This window comes from Parafrankia sp. BMG5.11 (genome assembly GCF_004337455.1).
The window spans coordinates 50063-65664 of the sequence record NZ_SJXI01000020.1 but is presented as its reverse complement, the minus strand read 5'-3'; the positions used below and the strand labels follow the sequence as shown (position 1 = coordinate 65664).

The following is a 15602-nucleotide window of genomic DNA, read 5'->3' as shown; positions in this document are numbered from 1 at the left end:
CTGAGGGCCTCGCCGGCAGGTCGGCGGGCCCCGGCCTACGGGGGCCCCGGGCAGTTGAGGTCCTGCGGCTCGCAGGCGCCATGCGCGCACGTTTTTCGCCGGGGACATCCGCTCTTGACGAACGAGCCCTCATCTCGGTCACCGCGGACGGTTATCGTCGGTAGGGGAACGGACGCGGGAGCGCGCCCACGGGGGATATGGGCGCGGCAGGCCCGTGCCGGGGCGGCAGCGCCGGCGGGGTTCGGACCCCGGCCGGGCTCAGACGAGGCGACGGGCACCTGTACGTCGCGAACACTACTGAGGGACGGGACCGGGTAGAGCGTGGCACGACGAGAGCACGTCCAGATCAAGACGGCATCCGAGATCGCCAAGATGCGGGTGGCCGGGCTGCTCGTCGCGAAGACCCTGGCGGCCTTGCGCGCGGCGGTGGCTCCGGGCATCACCACGGAGGATCTCGACGCCCTCGCGGAGAAGACGATCCGTGCCGACGGGGGCATCCCGTCCTTCAAGGGCTACGCGCACCCTCCGTACCCGGCCTCGATCTGTAGCTCGGTGAACAACGAGGTGGTCCACGCGATCCCCAGCCGGCGCCGGGTGCTGCGCGAGGGGGACATCATCTCCATCGACTGCGGCGCGATCGTCGACGGCTGGCACGGCGACGCCGCGATCACCGTCCCGGTCGGCGAGGTGCCCTCCGAGGTCCTGGACATGCTCCGGGTCTGCGACGAGGCCCTGTGGCGCGGTCTTGCCGCCGCGCAGCTCGGCGGCCGGCTGACGGACATCAGCAACGCGGTCGAACGGCACATCCTCCCTCACGGCTACGGCATCGTCGACCACTACGGCGGTCACGGCATCGGGTCGGAGATGCACCAGCCGCCGCATGTGCTGAACTACGGCCGGGCCGGCCGGGGGATGAAGCTGGTCGAGGGCGTCGCGCTCGCGATCGAGCCGATGATCACTTTTGGCTCGCCGGACACCGTCATCCTCGAGGACGAGTGGACGGTCGCGACCAAGGACGGCTCGCTCGCCGCCCACACCGAGCACTCCGTCGCTGTCACCCCGCGTGGTCCGTGGGTGCTCACCGAGCCCGACGGCGGCGTGGCGAGGTTCGCGGAGCTGGGTGTGGTCTGCGGGCAGCCCGCCGACGCACCCACAGGCTGAGCGATCAGCCCCGCCCGTCGGTCCGATCGGGGTCGTGTGGGGCCCGTGTTGGCCCTTGACGGATGCGGCACGTACACTCATGAGTCGACGGTCTACAGCGTTGTCGGTGTCCATCGTTTCGTACGGTGACCCCGCGCGGTGACCCCGCGTGAGCGCACTCTCGGGTGCTCGATCGCTCGCCCCATGCGCGTCCGGGCCGTCATCCCAGCGTCGACGTCAGGACAGCGGAGGACATGCCGAAGAAGGACGGGGCCATCGAGATCGAAGGCCGAGTGGTGGAGCCGCTCCCGAACGCCATGTTCCGGGTGGAGCTCCAGAACGGTCATCGTGTTCTCGCCCACATCAGTGGCAAGATGCGTCAGCACTACATCCGGATCCTTCCCGAGGACCGGGTGGTGGTGGAGCTCTCGCCATACGACCTGTCCCGCGGTCGCATCGTCTACCGCTACAAGTAGTCGTCATCTCACCAGCGAGCGCGGCCCACGGCTGCGTGTGGAGGTTCGTGCGGCCGTGAAGGTCAAGCCGAGCGTGAAGAAGATCTGCGACAAGTGCAAGGTGATCCGCCGTCACGGGCGTGTCATGGTCATCTGCGACAACCTGCGCCACAAGCAGCGCCAGGGCTGATGACGGTCGGCGGGCCACTGGCCCGCCGACCATCACCGGCGGGCCCTGGGGCCCGCCGGTGACATCTGGCGGGCAGCAGGCCCGCCGCCAGAAGCGACACCAGGCCGCGTCACGCGGTTCCCACCCCCGGTCGGAGGCCGGGGCCTCGTCGGTTTCACGGACCGGTGCCACCCGTCAGGGCGGCGTCGGCGTCCGGGCCGAGGCGGGGGCGGTGTCGCCCGAGACCTCCGGGTTCAGGAAGGAACCACCGCGTCATGGCACGCCTTTCCGGCGTCGACCTTCCCCGCGAGAAGCGGGTTGAGATCGCGCTGACCTACATCTTCGGGATCGGTCGCAGCCGCTCCCGGGACACCCTCGCCGCAACCGGGGTCAACCCGGACACCCGGGTCCGTGACCTCACCGACGACGAGGTCCAGAAGCTTCGGGAGTGGATCGACGCGAACTACCGCGTCGAGGGCGATCTCAACCGTGAGATCAAGCAGGACATTCGCCGCAAGATGGAGATCGGCTGCTACCAGGGTCTCCGTCACCGCCGCAACCTTCCCGTCCACGGCCAGCGCACGCACACCAACGCGCGTACCCGCAAGGGCCCGCGCCGCGCCATCGCCGGGAAGAAGAAGGCCGGCAAGAAGTAGTCACCGGTCACTCCCGGGCCTCGGTGCCCGGGCTCCACGACCGCTGATCGACGACCTCGTAGACGGAGACCACGGGTTATGCCTCCCAAGACACGCGCCGCCGGCGTCAAGAAGGTCCGGCGGAAAGAAAAGAAGAACGTCGCCCACGGGCACGCTCACATCAAGAGCACGTTCAACAACACGATCGTCTCGATCACGGACCCCAGCGGGAACGTGATCTCGTGGGCGTCGGCCGGCCACGTCGGCTTCAAGGGCTCCCGCAAGTCGACCCCGTTCGCCGCGCAGATGGCCGCCGAGAACGCGGCCCGCAAGGCGCAGGAGCACGGGATGCGCAAGGTCGACGTCTTCGTGAAGGGTCCCGGTTCCGGCCGGGAGACGGCGATCCGCTCGCTGCAGGCCGCCGGCCTGGAGGTCGGGGCGATCCAGGACGTCACCCCCACCCCGCACAACGGCTGCCGCCCGCCGAAGCGTCGCCGGGTCTGAAGTCCGCGCCAGGGATACGAGAGAGAAGGACAAGCATGGCCCGTTACACCGGCGCGGACTGCAAGCGTTGCCGCCGCGAGAAGACGAAGCTGTTCCTCAAGGGCAGCAAGTGCGAGACCCCGAAGTGCCCGATCGAGATCCGGCCGTACCCGCCGGGCGAGCACGGCCGTGGCCGCACGAAGGACTCCGAGTACCTGCTGCAGAAGCGCGAGAAGCAGAAGTGCGCGCGCATCTACGGCATTCTGGAGAAGCAGTTCCGGGGCTACTACGACGAGGCGAACCGCCGCGCCGGCAAGACCGGTGACGAGCTGCTGAAGATCCTCGAGTCGCGCCTGGACAACGTGGTCTACCGGGGTGGCTTCGCGCCGTCCCGTGACGCCGCCCGCCAGGCCGTCCGGCACGGTCACGTGCAGGTCAACGGCCGCAAGGTCGACATCCCGAGCTACCGGGTCACCGAGAACGACATCGTGGAGATCGCGCCGAAGTCGCGCGAGCTCACCCCGTTCATCGTGGCCCGCGAGACCGCGGGGACCGGCCGCACCGTCCCGCCGTGGATCGAGGCCATCCCCAGCCAGATGCGCCTGCTCGTCCACTCGCTGCCCGCGCGCCAGGTGATCGACACCCAGGTGCAGGAGCAGCTGATCGTCGAGCTCTACTCGAAGTAGTCGCCGCCGTCCGGCGCCGGTCTCGTGCCGGCGCCGGGTCCGCGTCGGCCCCCGGTCTCGTGCCGGGGCCGGGCGGCGACCGGGCCACGGATCATTCCCGCTCGGCCCGGGGCCCGGGCATGGTGGCGGCGCACGGGGATCCAAGGGGATCACGGTGGGCCGCGGAGGCCCGGGCGTACTGTTGTGTGGTGCGGGGGCGGACCGATGCCCCCGTGCCGGCTCCTCTTCAGGGGCATCCACGGCGTCATATGGCGGTCGCCGTGTTCGGAAGGAAGTTCTCTCATGCTGATCGCTCAGCGTCCCTCGCTCGCCGAGGACCCGATCTCCGAGTTCCGGTCGCGCTTCGTGATCGAGCCGCTCGAGCCGGGCTTCGGCTACACCCTCGGCAACTCGCTGCGCCGCACCCTGCTGTCCTCCATCCCGGGCGCGGCCGTGACGAGCATCCGGGTGGACGGCGTCCTCCACGAGTTCTCCACCGTTCCCGGGGTCAAGGAGGACGTGACCGACCTGATCCTGAACCTCAAGGAACTGGTCGTCAGCTCCGACAACGACGAGCCGACCGTGATGTACCTGCGCAAGCAGGGCCCCGGTGAGGTCACCGCGGCCGACATCGCCCCCCCGGCCGGCGTCGAGGTGCACAACCCCGACCTGCACCTGGCCACCCTCAACGACAAGGGCAAGCTCGAGATCGAGCTGACCGTCGAGCGGGGCCGTGGCTACGTCAGCGCTGCCCAGAACAAGCAGCCGGGCCAGGAGATCGGTCGCATTCCGATCGACTCCATCTACTCCCCGGTGCTGAAGGTCACCTACAAGGTCGAGGCGACCCGTGTGGAGCAGCGCACGGACTTCGACCGGCTCATCGTCGACGTGGAGACGAAGCAGTCGATCTCCCCGCGGGACGCGATGGCCAGCGCCGGCAAGACCCTCGTCGGCCTGTTCGGGCTGGCCCAGGAGCTCAACGCCGAGGCGGAGGGCGTCGACATCGGCCCGTCCGCGGCGGACGCCGCCCTGGCCGCCGACCTGGCGCTGCCGATCGAGGAGATGGACCTGACCGTCCGCTCGTACAACTGCCTCAAGCGCGAGGGCATCCACACCATCGGTGAGCTGGTGTCCCGCAGCGAGGCGGACCTGCTCGACATCCGCAACTTCGGGCAGAAGTCGATCGACGAGGTCAAGACCAAGCTGGGTGCCATGGGCCTGCAGCTCAAGGACTCCCCGCCCGGGTTCGACCCGCGCCAGGCCGTCGACACGTACGGCACCGACACGTACAACCCGTCGTTCTCCGACCCGTCCGACGACGGTCGCGAGTTCGTCGAGACCGAACAGTACTGATCTGACCGTGTCCCCGGGCGCCCGGTTCCAGCCGGGCGCCGGGGCACACGTCCACCGGGGGCCTAGCCGTGCTTCCCGGCGGCGCCTGGAGAGCAGCGAAAGGAACGAGGAGCACCCATCATGCCCACGCCAACCAAGGGCGCCCGGCTCGGCGGCAGCCCCGCACATGAGCGGCTGCTGCTGGCCAACCTCGCCACCGCGCTGTTCGAGCACGGCGGCATCACGACCACCGAGGCCAAGGCGCGCCGGCTGCGCCCCTACGCCGAGCGCCTGGTCACCCACGCGAAGCGAGGTGACCTGCACGCGCGGCGCCGGGTCATGCGGGTCGTCCGGAACAACTCGGTCGTCCACACGCTCTTCACCGAGATCGGCCCGCGCTACGCCGACCGTCCCGGCGGCTACACGCGGATCGTGAAGCTCGGCCCGCGCCGGGGCGACGCGGCGCCGATGGCCCGCATCGAGCTGGTCGAGGCGCTGACCGTCGCACAGACGGCCGTCTCCGAGGCCGAGCGTGCCCGCGGCACCCGGTTCGCGGCCCGCAAGGCTCCGACCGGGGCGACGGCGGAGGCCGCCGACGACCTCAAGAACGAGTCGCCGACCGCCGCCGCGGTGGCGGCCGAGGCCCAGGCGGAGCAGCCCACCGCCGAGGCCGGCGCCGCGGACGACGCGGCGACGACCGAGGCCAAGGACACCAAGCCGGAGAGCTGACCATGTCGGTCGGCCGCCGCACGGTCCGACCGCTCGTGTCGATCTCTGGTCCGGGCAGGAGCCCGCCGCCCATGATGGGCGGCGGGCTCCTGCCCTGTGGCGTCCCGCCGGGCGTCGTGTCGCTCACGGCGGTCCGGGCCGGAGTGACCCGTGACGACCGTGTCGTGGTGTGGGAGAGCGCGATGGGGCCGCAGGCCACCGGTGAGGCGCCGGAACCGGGGGACGGCGACCCCGGGATCCCCACCGGCCCTGGAAGCCAGACCGGCCCCGGAGGTCAGGCCGGCTCCGGGAACCAGGTCGGCCATGGGAGCCAGGGTGGCTTCGGGAAGGCCGTGCGCCGGGTTGATCGGCCGGCGCAGCTTCGACACGAGGGACGCGCGCTCATGAGACCGGCCGAGGGACTGATCCGGCTGCGCCTGGACCTCGCCTACGACGGCACGGCCTTCGCCGGCTGGGCCCGCCAGCCCGGCCAGCGGACGGTCCAGGGTGACGTCGAGGACGCGCTGATGCGGGTCGCGCGGCTGCCGGCCGTCCGGCTCACCGTCGCCGGGCGCACCGACTCCGGCGTGCACGCCGCCGGCCAGGTGGCCCACGTCGACATCCCAGACGACACGCCGGTCGGTGGGCTCGCCCGCAGGCTGAACGGCGTGCTCGACCGCGCCGTCCGGGTGAAGGGCCTCGCGCCCGCCCCGGACGGGTTTGACGCCCGCTTCTCCGCGCTGTCCCGCAGATACGTCTACCGGATCACCGACGCCCCGTACGGGGCGGACCCGCTGCGCCGTTTCGACACCCTGGTGTCGCCGCGGCCGCTGGACGTCCCGGCGATGGCCGAGGCGGCGCTGCTGCTGCTCGGCGAGCATGACTTCGCCGCCTTCTGCCGGCGGCGCGAGGGCGCCACGACCGTCCGCACCCTGCTGCGCCTGGACGTCTCCCGCTCCCGCGACGTCATCCTCGCCGACGTCGAGGCGGACGCGTTCTGCCACTCCATGGTGCGTGCCCTGGTCGGCGCGCTGGTGGCGGTGGGGGAGGGCCGGCGCCGGCCGGAGTGGGTGGCCGCCGTCCTGGGCCGGGGCATGCGAGATCCCGCGGTGACCGTGCTCCCGGCCCACGGGCTGACCCTGGTGGAGGTCCGCTACCCGCCGGACGCCGCCCTCGCCGCGCGGGCCCAGGTGACCCGCGCGGTCCGCGTGCCGACGACGCCGTCCGGCTAGCGTCTGGCAACGGTCCGCCAGACGGTCGCTTCGGCCGTCCGGCCAGCAGCGCCTCCGGCCGGACAGCCGGAGGCGTGCGTGTCTTTCGCGTGGCTGACCCGGTCGTCGGGCTGAAAGGTCTGGTCAGCGGGTGCTGGAAGTCGGGCTCGGGGCGGTGCCGGTCCCGCCGACGATCATGCGCTGGGCGATCGGTTCGGTGGCGATCAGTCCGAGATCCGTGATCACGTTCCGGAGGGCCGGGTCGTTGGCCGAGCCCTGGCTTCCGTCCACGTAGGCGAGCTGGGTGAGGATCATGTAGTGCCCGCGAGCGATCGCGGCGCGCCAGGAGTTGTCCCCGCCCGGGCCGAGGACCCGCGGGTTCTGGATGGAGCCCGCCGGGATCGGCGGCGCAGCCACCCCGCCCCGGCCCTCCGCCGCGATCTTCGCCGCCGCCGTCGCGGTCGCCTGCTCGTCAACGACGAAGACCGAGATGCCGGCGAGCACCTGCGGCTGACCGGCGACCGGAGAGCTGACATACAGGGCACGGACGAGTTGGCGGCACACAGCGCCCTTGAGCGTGGTGACGAGCTCCCCGCTCAGCTCCGGACATCCTGAGACGAGGCTGCTGGCGATGCGGGTGTAGTTGTGTCCCTGGATGGTGACCCGCTCGTCGGCGAAGAACTCGTTCGGCCGCACCGGGGTGGAGTCGGACCGCGCGCTGTTGATGAAGTTCGGGTCGACCGTCGGGGGACTCGGCCTGGCACCGGCCGCGGTGGATCCACCGTCGCCGCCGCGCAGCACTGTGATCACCGCGCCCGCGGCGAGTACGACGAGGACGAGGCCGACGGCCACCGCGAGGACACCCCGTGAGCGGATGGCCCGCCGCCAGCCCGGCGCCGGTGAGTCGCCCTCCTCCGGCAGCTGGAAGCGTCTCGCCTGGAAGGCGGCGAACCGCCCGGGGACGGGTTCGTCCTCGGGATAGGGATCGTCGTGCGCGGGGCCGAGCCTGGGCCCACCCGGCAGGTTCGCCCGGCGGGCGTCGCCGCGGCCGTCGGTGCGTTCACCTGGCGCGCCGAGGCGCGCATCGCGCTGAGCCGGGTCGGCGGCGGGCGTTCCCGCGGCCCCGGGCTCCGCCGGCCTCGTGAGGACGGGAAGCGGACTCGTGGCGGTCCGGACCTGAAAGGAGTAGCCGTCCGTTCGGGGACCGGTCGACGGGCCACCCGCCGGCCCGGCCGCGCCGCCGATGCCGCCGGCCGTGTCAGCGTTCCCCCGGACCGCGCCGCTCGGGACGGTGCCGCCCGGGACGGTGCCGCCCGCCGCCGTATCGGCGGTGGGTGCGCCGGTGAACGGTTGCCCGAACGGCGGCGTTCTGTCGGTGGGCAGCTCGTCGGCGGGGTGTCCGCCGATGGGATGCCCGCCGGTCGGATAGCCGCCCGGCGCGCGGCCGGCGAGGGGATAGGCGCCGGTCGCGTAGGTGGGCATCGGGCCGAAGAGCGGGTCCTCGACCGGTGGCGTCCAGCTGCCCGTGTCCGGGGCGTCCCAGTCCCCGGCATCTGGTGCCGGCGTGGTCCAGCCCCCGGCGTCCGCCGACCCCATGCCCGCCGAGTCGGCGTCCACCGGGCTCTCGTCCGGATGGGACGGGGTCGGACCGCCCCACTGCGGCGTGGGCTCGCCAGGGGCGGCGTCCACCGGGCCGGGGAGACCGCCCGGGGCCCCGTACCAGGGGGGCGCGGCGGCGGCGAGTGGATCCAGGGCCCACTGGAGGTCGTCGTGGGGCGATGGGCCGCCGTGCGGCCCGGTCGCGCCGGTGGGCGGTCCGCCGCTGCCGGGTTCGGGTGGCATGCGCTCCTCCTCGCTCATCCCCCCGACGGCCTGCCGCCTGCTGCCTGTTCCCAGCTCCGCGCGGCGCTCGGCCGGCGGAGGGCGGCGCGGCTCCCGTGGGAAGCCGACGCGCCCGGCCGGTGGGCGAAAGAATATCGGAACTAGTCATATGGGCCTGTCGGGGCTGTTCGGTCGCCCGCCGCGGCCCCCCGAAGGGGCGGGTCAACGGTCCGAACCGCGCATATGACGCCTGTGGACGGCGGGATAACCCCGGGTGTTCGGGGTGATCTCAACGGGCGTCCGCCCCGCGGCCGGGAGCCGTCGGTCCTGCTCCGCCGATCGCCTGGTAACCTCAAAGACTGCTGCGGTCATACAGCCCCGGGACTCAACGACTTCCGTGGGCTCAAGCCCCGCGTGCTGGGGGACCGCGCCCAAACTTCTGGTAACGCGACTCTTGGCAATGCATCTGGCACACCTCGCCTTGCAACGCACCTCGCCTTGCAGGGCACCTCGCTAGCGACACCGACGAGGCTCCCCGCGAGTTCGTCCGAACGAGAAGGCAGACCTGTGCGCACGTACCAGCCCAAGCCCGCGGACGTACAGCGCGCGTGGCACATCATCGATGCCACCGACGTCGTGCTCGGTCGGCTGGCCAGCCAGGCGGCCCAGCTCCTGCGCGGCAAGAACAAGCCGTACTTCGCCCCGCACATCGACACGGGCGACTTCGTGGTGATCATCAACGCCGGCAAGGTCGCCATGACCGGTAACAAGCGCGAGCAGGCCAAGTACCACCGGCACTCGGGCTTCCCGGGCGGTCTGCGCAGCACGTCCTACGGCGAGCTGCTCGACACGCGTCCCCACGTGATCCTCGAGCGGGCGATCCGTGGGATGCTGCCTCACAACCGGCTCGGCCGCGCGCAGGGCAGCAAGCTGAAGGTGTACGCGGGTCCGACTCACCCGCACCAGGCGCAGCAGCCCGTCCCGTACGAGATCAAGCAGGTCGCGCAGTAGTCGCGGCTCGATGGGCATCCCGAATAACGCGGGCGGCGTTCAGCGTCCGTCCGACTAACGGCCCGACATGACCGATCGGGCCGTTTCGGGTGGCCTCGAGCGATCTGGTTACAAACAAGGAAGGAACGCGACGTGGCTGTCGTGACCGACGCCCAGGGCAACCCCCGTGCTACCGGGCGGCGCAAGGAGGCGGTCGTCCGGGTGCGCCTGATCCCGGGCACCGGCAACTGGAACCTCAACGGGCGCAAGCTCGAGGAGTACTTCCCCAACAAGGTGCATCAGCAGCTCGTGAACGAGCCGCTGAAGACCCTGGAGCGGGCCGAGTCCTACGACGTGGTGGCCCGTCTGCACGGCGGCGGCGTCTCGGGTCAGGCTGGCGCGCTGCGCCTGGCCATCGCCCGGGCGTTGATCGTCGTCGACGAGGAGGCGCGCCCCACCCTGAAGAAGGCGGGCTTCCTCACCCGGGACGCACGGGTGAAGGAGCGGAAGAAGTACGGCCTGAAGAAGGCCCGTAAGGCGCCTCAGTACAGCAAGCGCTGACCCGCTGCCCACTGCGTGCGGTGGTCGAGCCCGGCAGGCACGTCCTGCCGGGCTCACAGGCGCGCGGTGGTTTCGTTCCATCCAGTGGTCTCGTTCCGATGTCCGCGCGGCGTGCCGGTGGCGCGTGGCGGTGCTGCTCCGATCCCTTGGGAGGCCTCAGTGGCGAGGCTTTTCGGCACCGACGGCGTCCGCGGTGTCGCGAACGCCGACCTGACGGCGGAGCTGGCGCTCGCGCTGGCGTCCGCCGCGGTGGAGGAGGTCGCGGACCGCGGCACGCCACCGCCCGGTCCGGTGGACGGCGTGCCCGTCGCGCGGTCCGCCCACGGCATCGACCACCGGCCGCTCGTCGTCGTGGGGCGGGACACCCGCCCGTCCGGTGAGTTCCTCGAAGCCGCGGTCGTCGCCGGTCTGGCCCGCGCGGGCGCGGACGTCACCCGGATCGGGGTCGTGCCGACCCCCGCCGTGTCCTACGTGGTCGCGGCGACCGGCGCCGACCTGGGCGTCATGCTCTCCGCGAGCCACAACCCGATGCCCGACAACGGGATCAAGCTCTTCGCCGCGGGCGGGCTGAAGCTGCCGGACGACGTCGAGGACGCCATCGAGCGCCGCATCGCCGGCCCGGCGGCACGCCGCCCGGTGGCGGCCGCGGTCGGGCGGGTCCGCGACGACAGCACGCTCGTCGACGGGTACGTCGACCACCTGCTCGCGACCCTGCCCGGCGGCCCCGGGGGCCTGCGTGGCCTGCGGGTCGTCGTGGACTGCGCCCAGGGCGCCGCCTCCGATCTCGCCCCGCGGGTCCTGCGCGCCGCCGGCGCCGACGTGATCGCGCTGCACGCCGACGGCGACGGGCTGCGCATCAACGACCGTTCCGGGGCGACCCACCTCGACAGCCTGCGCGACGCCGTCGTGGCGCACGGCGCCGACGCCGGCATCGCCCACGACGGCGACGCCGACCGGTGCCTGGCCGTGGACTCCGCCGGGGAGATCGTCGACGGCGACCAGATCCTCGCTCTGTGCGCGCTGGCGCTCGCCGAGCGCGGCGAGCTCGAGCGCGGCACCGTGGTCGTCACCGTGATGTCGAATCTCGGGTTCCACCACGCCATGCGCGACGCCGGCATCGACGTCGTCACCACCCCGGTCGGGGACCGCTACGTCCTGGAGGCCATGCGCTCCGGCGCCTACTCGCTCGGCGGAGAGCAGAGCGGGCACGTGGTCTTCCTCCGCCATGCCGGCACTGGCGACGGGCTGCTCACCGCCCTGCAGATCCTCGGCCGGATGGCGGAGACCAGCCAGCCGCTGCACGAGCTGGCGAAGGCGATGACCCGGCTGCCACAGGTCCTGGTGAACGTCCGCGGTGTCGACCGGGCGCGGGCGGAGACCTCCGACGAGCTGCGCGCCGCGGTGGCCGACGCCGAGGCGGAGCTGGCCGGGGCCGGCCGGGTGCTGCTGCGGCCGTCCGGCACCGAGCCGCTGGTGCGCGTGATGGTCGAGGCACCGACGGACGAGCTCGCCCGGGACGTCGCCGGCCGGCTCGCCGACGTCGTGCAGCGCACCCTGCGCTGACCAACGCGCCCTGCGCTGAACCCGCGTTCGCACCCGTCACCCGCGGGCCCGTTCCGCGGGCCCGATTTCCGCGGGCGGGGAACGTCGGGCACGTGCCGGTGGATTCGGCCGACGCCGACGGGACATCTCCGGCAACCGAGTGGTCCGTGCCTGGCGCTCGGACCGGACTGCGTACGCTGAGCAACATGTGCGGGATCATTGGTTACGTCGGTGATCAATCAGCCTTGGACGTCGCGCTGAGCGGGCTGCGTCGGCTGGAGTACCGCGGCTACGACTCCGCGGGTGTCGCCGTCGTCGGCGCGGGTGCGCTGAGAACCGCGCGCCGCGCCGGGCGGCTGGCGAACCTGGAGAAGATCCTCGGCGAGGACAACGACCCCATGCCCGGCACAACCGGGATGGGGCACACCCGCTGGGCGACGCACGGCGGCCCGACCGACGTCAACGCCCACCCGCACACCGACTGCACCGGCACCGTCGCGGTGATCCACAACGGCATCATCGAGAACTTCGCGGAGCTGCGCGCCGAGCTGGAGGCCGCCGGTCACGAGCTGGCCAGCGAGACCGACACCGAGGTCGTCGCCCACCTGCTCGAGATCGAGATGGCCCGCGATCCCGGCTCCCGCCCGGCGGGGGGTGCGGCGGGGTCGGCGCTCCCGCACCCGCTCAGCGAGGCGTTGCGCATCGTGTGCCGCCGGCTGGAGGGTGCGTTCACGCTCGTCGTCCTGCACCGGGACCATCCCGAGGTCGTCGTGGGCGCGCGGCGCAACAGCCCGCTCGTCGTCGGCCTCGGCGTGGGCGAGACCTTCCTGGCCAGCGACGTCTCCGCGTTCATCGCGCACACCCGTGAGGCGCTCGAGATCGGCCAGGACCAGCTCGTCGAGGCCCGGCGCGACGGTGTGACCGTCTACGACTTCGCCGGCGCCGTCGTCGAGGGGCGCCGCTACCACGTCGACTGGGACGCGAGCGCCGCCGAGAAGGGCGGCTACCCCTACTTCATGCTGAAGGAGATCAGCGAGCAGCCCACGGCGCTCGCCGACACGCTGCGCGGGCGGCTCTCCGCGGAGGGCACCATCGTCCTGGACGAGGAGCGCCTCTCCGACCAGGACTTCCGCGACATCGACAAGGTCTTCATCGTGGCCTGCGGGACGGCCTACCATGCCGGCCTGATCGCCAAGTACGCGATCGAGCACTGGACGCGGCTGCCCTGCGAGGTCGAGATGGCCTCGGAGTTCCGCTACCGCGACCCGGTGCTGGACCGCTCGACGTTGGTCGTCGCGATCAGCCAGAGCGGCGAGACGCTCGACACCCTGATGGCGGTCAAGCACGCCCGTGAGCAGAAGGCCCGCGTGCTGGCGATCTGCAACACGAACGGCTCGACGATCCCGCGCGAGTCGGACGCCGTTCTGTACACCCGGTGTGGTCCCGAGGTGGGCGTGGCGGCGACGAAGACGTTCCTCGGGCAGGTGGCGGCCTGCCTGCTCGTCGGCCTGTTCCTGGCGCAGACCCGGGGCGTCCTCTACGGCGACGAGGTCGCCGCCTACGTGGACCGGCTACAGCGCGTCCCGGAGCTCGTCCGGCGCACGCTCGCCACCGTCGAGCCGGTGCGGGAGCTCGCCCGCGGCCTGGTCGACGCCAAGGCGGTGCTGTTCCTCGGCCGCCACGTCGGCTACCCGGTGGCACTGGAGGGCGCGCTGAAGCTGAAGGAACTGGCCTACATGCACGCCGAGGGCTTCCCGGCCGGGGAGCTGAAGCACGGCCCGATCGCGCTGATCGAGCCCGGCCTGCCGGTGGTCGTGGTCGTGCCGTCGCCGCGCGGGCGGGCGAGTCTGCACGGGAAGATCGTCTCCAACATCCAGGAGGTCCGTGCCCGCGGCGCCCGCACGATCGTGATCGCGGAGGAGGGCGACACCGCCGTCGAGCCCTACGCGGACCACCTGATCCGGGTTCCCGCCACGTCATCGCTGTTCGCACCGCTGGTCACGACCCTGCCGCTGCAGGTCTTCGCCTGCGAGCTCGCGCTCGCGCGCGGGCTGGACGTCGACCAGCCGCGCAACCTGGCCAAGTCCGTCACGGTCGAGTAGCACCAGCGCGGCCCGGGCCGAGGGCCGTCAGGTGTGTCGCCTCGGCACCGCGGCGGAGGGGCGCGCCGGCGTGGTGGCCGGCACGCCCCCGTCTGGCGTCAGCCCAGGTCCTTCGGCTGTCCGCCGGGTGCGCTCGCGCCGCCAGCGGCCGGGCCAGGATCGGTGGCACCGGCCGTGCCGGCGGGCCCGGATGCGCCGCCGTCCTCGGCCGGGCCGGCCGCCGGTGAATCCGTCAGGTCGCCGGCGAGGATGCGGTACAGGCCGCGCCGGGTCTCGGTGAGGAGGTCCCGGGCCGCGGCGATCTGGTCGGCGTCGCCGGCCTGCGCGACCTGGACGACCGCCGCGCCGACCCCGAAGGCCAGGGTCCGCAGCGCGGTTGTCTCGTCGTCCGCGCTCGCCGCCGCGGTCTCCCACGGCTTGGCCGTTCCGGCGCGGGCCTCCACGTGGGCGCGGCCCGCGTCGGTGAGGTGGAAGACGCGGCGCCCGTCGCGCTCCTCGGCGCGGACCAGCCCCTCGTCGGCGAGCAGCGACAGCACGGGGTAGACGGAGCCGGGACTCGGCCGCCAGACCCCGCCGCTGCGGGAGGCCAGCTCGCCGATCATCTGGTAGCCGTGCATCGGCTCCTCGGCGAGCAACGCGAGCAGTGCCTCGCGGACGTCGCCGCGGGCGACCCGTGCCCCGCGCCCGAAACCGGGCCCCGGCGGGAAGCCGCGGCCGAACGGCCAGCCGCCCGGCCCGAACCCGCCCGGCCCGAAGGGCCCGCCCGGCCGGCCGCCCCGCCCACCGCGCCCGCGCGGGCCGGGGCCGTGGTCGCCACCGTGTTCGCCGGGCCCGTGGTCACCGTGCATGTGGCTGCGGTGCTCACCGTGCGCATGGCCGCGGTGCTCGCCGTGCACGTGGCTGTGCTCGCCCGGCCGGCACGAGCCTCGGGCCGCCTCGGCGAGTGCCAGAAGTCGGGCGGGATCCAGGAGCCGGGTGGGGTCGAACGGTAGGTACCGGCCCCAGGTGTCCCAGCGGGCATCCCATCCCGGCATGGCGTGTGAACTCATTGTGATCTCCTTAGCAAGTGGGTCGCGTTGCTTCGCGTACGTTCACGATATATCGCGATGGAGCGGATGGCTACCCTTCCTCTCCACCTAGCGGGCAGACCAGTCCCGTCGTTCCGTAGGATTGGTGAATGATCATTTCGGCGTCGGAGGGCGACGGGCACGGTGAGGGGGCGGTCATCCCCCTCGAGGCCGCCTTCGAGGAGCGCGCGTGTGCCCAGCGCGCGGGCACTGCCGTCTTCATGGAGGGCGTCAGCCTTGCTTTGCTCGGCCGGGTGGAGCAGCTGCGGATCCGGCCGACCAACGCGTCGGGAACCGTCGACGACGACGGGCACCAGCAGGTCCGCCTGGAGGCTGGCGACGATGGTCCCGGCTCCACGTGCACCTGCTCCGACAGCTCGGGCGGGGTCTTCTGCCGCCATGCCGTGGCGGTGGCGCTGGTCGCCACGGGCTCGGCCGGGATGGCGGAGGACGACGACGAGGAGGACGGCCACACCGAGGACCTCTTCGCCGACGATCCCGTGCACGCGGCGATCAGGGTGTTCCTGAGCCGCGTCCCGCGGGCGGAGCTGGTCGAGACGCTCCTCGACGCCGCCGACGAGAACGAGGTCGTGGCGGACGTGCTCTGGGAGGCCACGGTGGCCTGGCACGGCCGCCAGCACGGAGCCGTCTGACCGACGGGCCGCCGCGGTACGCGCGGCGCGGGGCCGTCCGGCATCGCGCCGCGCCTGGGGTCGATCTG

16 protein-coding genes are annotated in these 15602 nt (G+C 72.5%); 14 read left to right on the top strand and 2 right to left on the bottom strand.

Annotated elements, in window-relative coordinates; genetic code table 11:
- Positions 1-321: 321 nt before the first annotated feature.
- The 9 genes from map (at position 322) to truA (ending at position 6819) form a co-directional block, all read left to right on the top strand.
- On the top strand, positions 322-1161 hold the full coding sequence (map, locus tag E0504_RS16150; RefSeq protein WP_131625066.1) for a type I methionyl aminopeptidase: 840 nt from the start codon (positions 322-324) through the stop codon (positions 1159-1161).
- Positions 1162-1394: 233 nt separating this feature from the next.
- Positions 1395-1616: a translation initiation factor IF-1 gene (infA, locus tag E0504_RS16145; RefSeq protein ID WP_006541558.1), complete on the top strand. Its 222-nt coding sequence runs from the start codon at positions 1395-1397 to the stop codon at positions 1614-1616.
- A 55-nt stretch (positions 1617-1671) separates the two neighbouring features.
- Positions 1672-1785 carry a 50S ribosomal protein L36 gene (rpmJ, locus tag E0504_RS16140; protein WP_003956441.1) on the top strand — a complete coding sequence of 38 codons (114 nt, stop codon included), beginning with the start codon at positions 1672-1674 and terminating at the stop codon, positions 1783-1785.
- 254 nt (positions 1786-2039) lie between these two features.
- Positions 2040-2420 (top strand): 30S ribosomal protein S13, encoded by a 381-nt coding sequence (gene rpsM / locus E0504_RS16135; RefSeq protein ID WP_018505109.1) that lies wholly within the window; start codon positions 2040-2042, stop codon positions 2418-2420.
- A 78-nt stretch (positions 2421-2498) separates the two neighbouring features.
- The gene (gene rpsK, locus E0504_RS16130; protein WP_020463463.1) at positions 2499-2903 is read left to right on the top strand and encodes a 30S ribosomal protein S11; all 405 of its coding nucleotides are present in this window, start codon (positions 2499-2501) and stop codon (positions 2901-2903) included.
- A gap of 35 nt (positions 2904-2938) precedes the next feature.
- Entirely contained in the window at positions 2939-3568 is a 630-nt protein-coding gene (gene rpsD / locus E0504_RS16125; RefSeq protein ID WP_018638454.1) for a 30S ribosomal protein S4, read from the top strand.
- A gap of 282 nt (positions 3569-3850) precedes the next feature.
- On the top strand, positions 3851-4900 hold the full coding sequence (locus E0504_RS16120; protein ID WP_041254923.1) for a DNA-directed RNA polymerase subunit alpha: 1050 nt from the start codon (positions 3851-3853) through the stop codon (positions 4898-4900).
- 120 nt (positions 4901-5020) lie between these two features.
- Positions 5021-5608 (top strand): 50S ribosomal protein L17, encoded by a 588-nt coding sequence (rplQ, locus tag E0504_RS16115; protein WP_071066135.1) that lies wholly within the window; start codon positions 5021-5023, stop codon positions 5606-5608.
- Between the two features lie 383 nt (positions 5609-5991).
- On the top strand, positions 5992-6819 hold the full coding sequence (gene truA, locus E0504_RS16110; protein ID WP_071066179.1) for a tRNA pseudouridine(38-40) synthase TruA: 828 nt from the start codon (positions 5992-5994) through the stop codon (positions 6817-6819).
- Positions 6820-6942: 123 nt separating this feature from the next.
- On the opposite strand, the gene E0504_RS16105 is transcribed toward truA, so the two are convergent.
- Positions 6943-8640 carry a hypothetical protein gene (locus E0504_RS16105; protein WP_131625065.1) on the bottom strand — a complete coding sequence of 566 codons (1698 nt, stop codon included), beginning with the start codon at positions 8638-8640 and terminating at the stop codon, positions 6943-6945.
- A 546-nt stretch (positions 8641-9186) separates the two neighbouring features.
- Here E0504_RS16105 and rplM point away from each other — a divergent pair.
- The 4 genes from rplM (at position 9187) to glmS (ending at position 13814) form a co-directional block, all read left to right on the top strand.
- Positions 9187-9630: a 50S ribosomal protein L13 gene (gene rplM / locus E0504_RS16100; RefSeq protein WP_071066133.1), complete on the top strand. Its 444-nt coding sequence runs from the start codon at positions 9187-9189 to the stop codon at positions 9628-9630.
- A 132-nt stretch (positions 9631-9762) separates the two neighbouring features.
- Positions 9763-10170, top strand: a complete 408-nt coding sequence (gene rpsI, locus E0504_RS16095) for a 30S ribosomal protein S9 (protein ID WP_020463457.1) — start codon at positions 9763-9765, stop codon at positions 10168-10170.
- Between the two features lie 159 nt (positions 10171-10329).
- Positions 10330-11733, top strand: coding sequence for a phosphoglucosamine mutase (glmM, locus tag E0504_RS16090; protein ID WP_112108127.1), 1404 nt, complete (start codon positions 10330-10332; stop codon positions 11731-11733).
- A 185-nt stretch (positions 11734-11918) separates the two neighbouring features.
- Positions 11919-13814, top strand: a complete 1896-nt coding sequence (glmS, locus tag E0504_RS16085; protein ID WP_112108129.1) for a glutamine--fructose-6-phosphate transaminase (isomerizing) — start codon at positions 11919-11921, stop codon at positions 13812-13814.
- 98 nt (positions 13815-13912) lie between these two features.
- On the opposite strand, the gene E0504_RS16080 is transcribed toward glmS, so the two are convergent.
- The gene (locus E0504_RS16080) at positions 13913-14863 is read right to left on the bottom strand and encodes a PadR family transcriptional regulator (protein ID WP_131625064.1); all 951 of its coding nucleotides are present in this window, start codon (positions 14861-14863) and stop codon (positions 13913-13915) included.
- A 128-nt stretch (positions 14864-14991) separates the two neighbouring features.
- Between E0504_RS16080 and E0504_RS16075 the strand changes: the two genes are divergently transcribed.
- Positions 14992-15534, top strand: a complete 543-nt coding sequence (locus E0504_RS16075) for an SWIM zinc finger domain-containing protein (RefSeq protein ID WP_131625063.1) — start codon at positions 14992-14994, stop codon at positions 15532-15534.
- Positions 15535-15602: the final 68 nt, after the last annotated feature.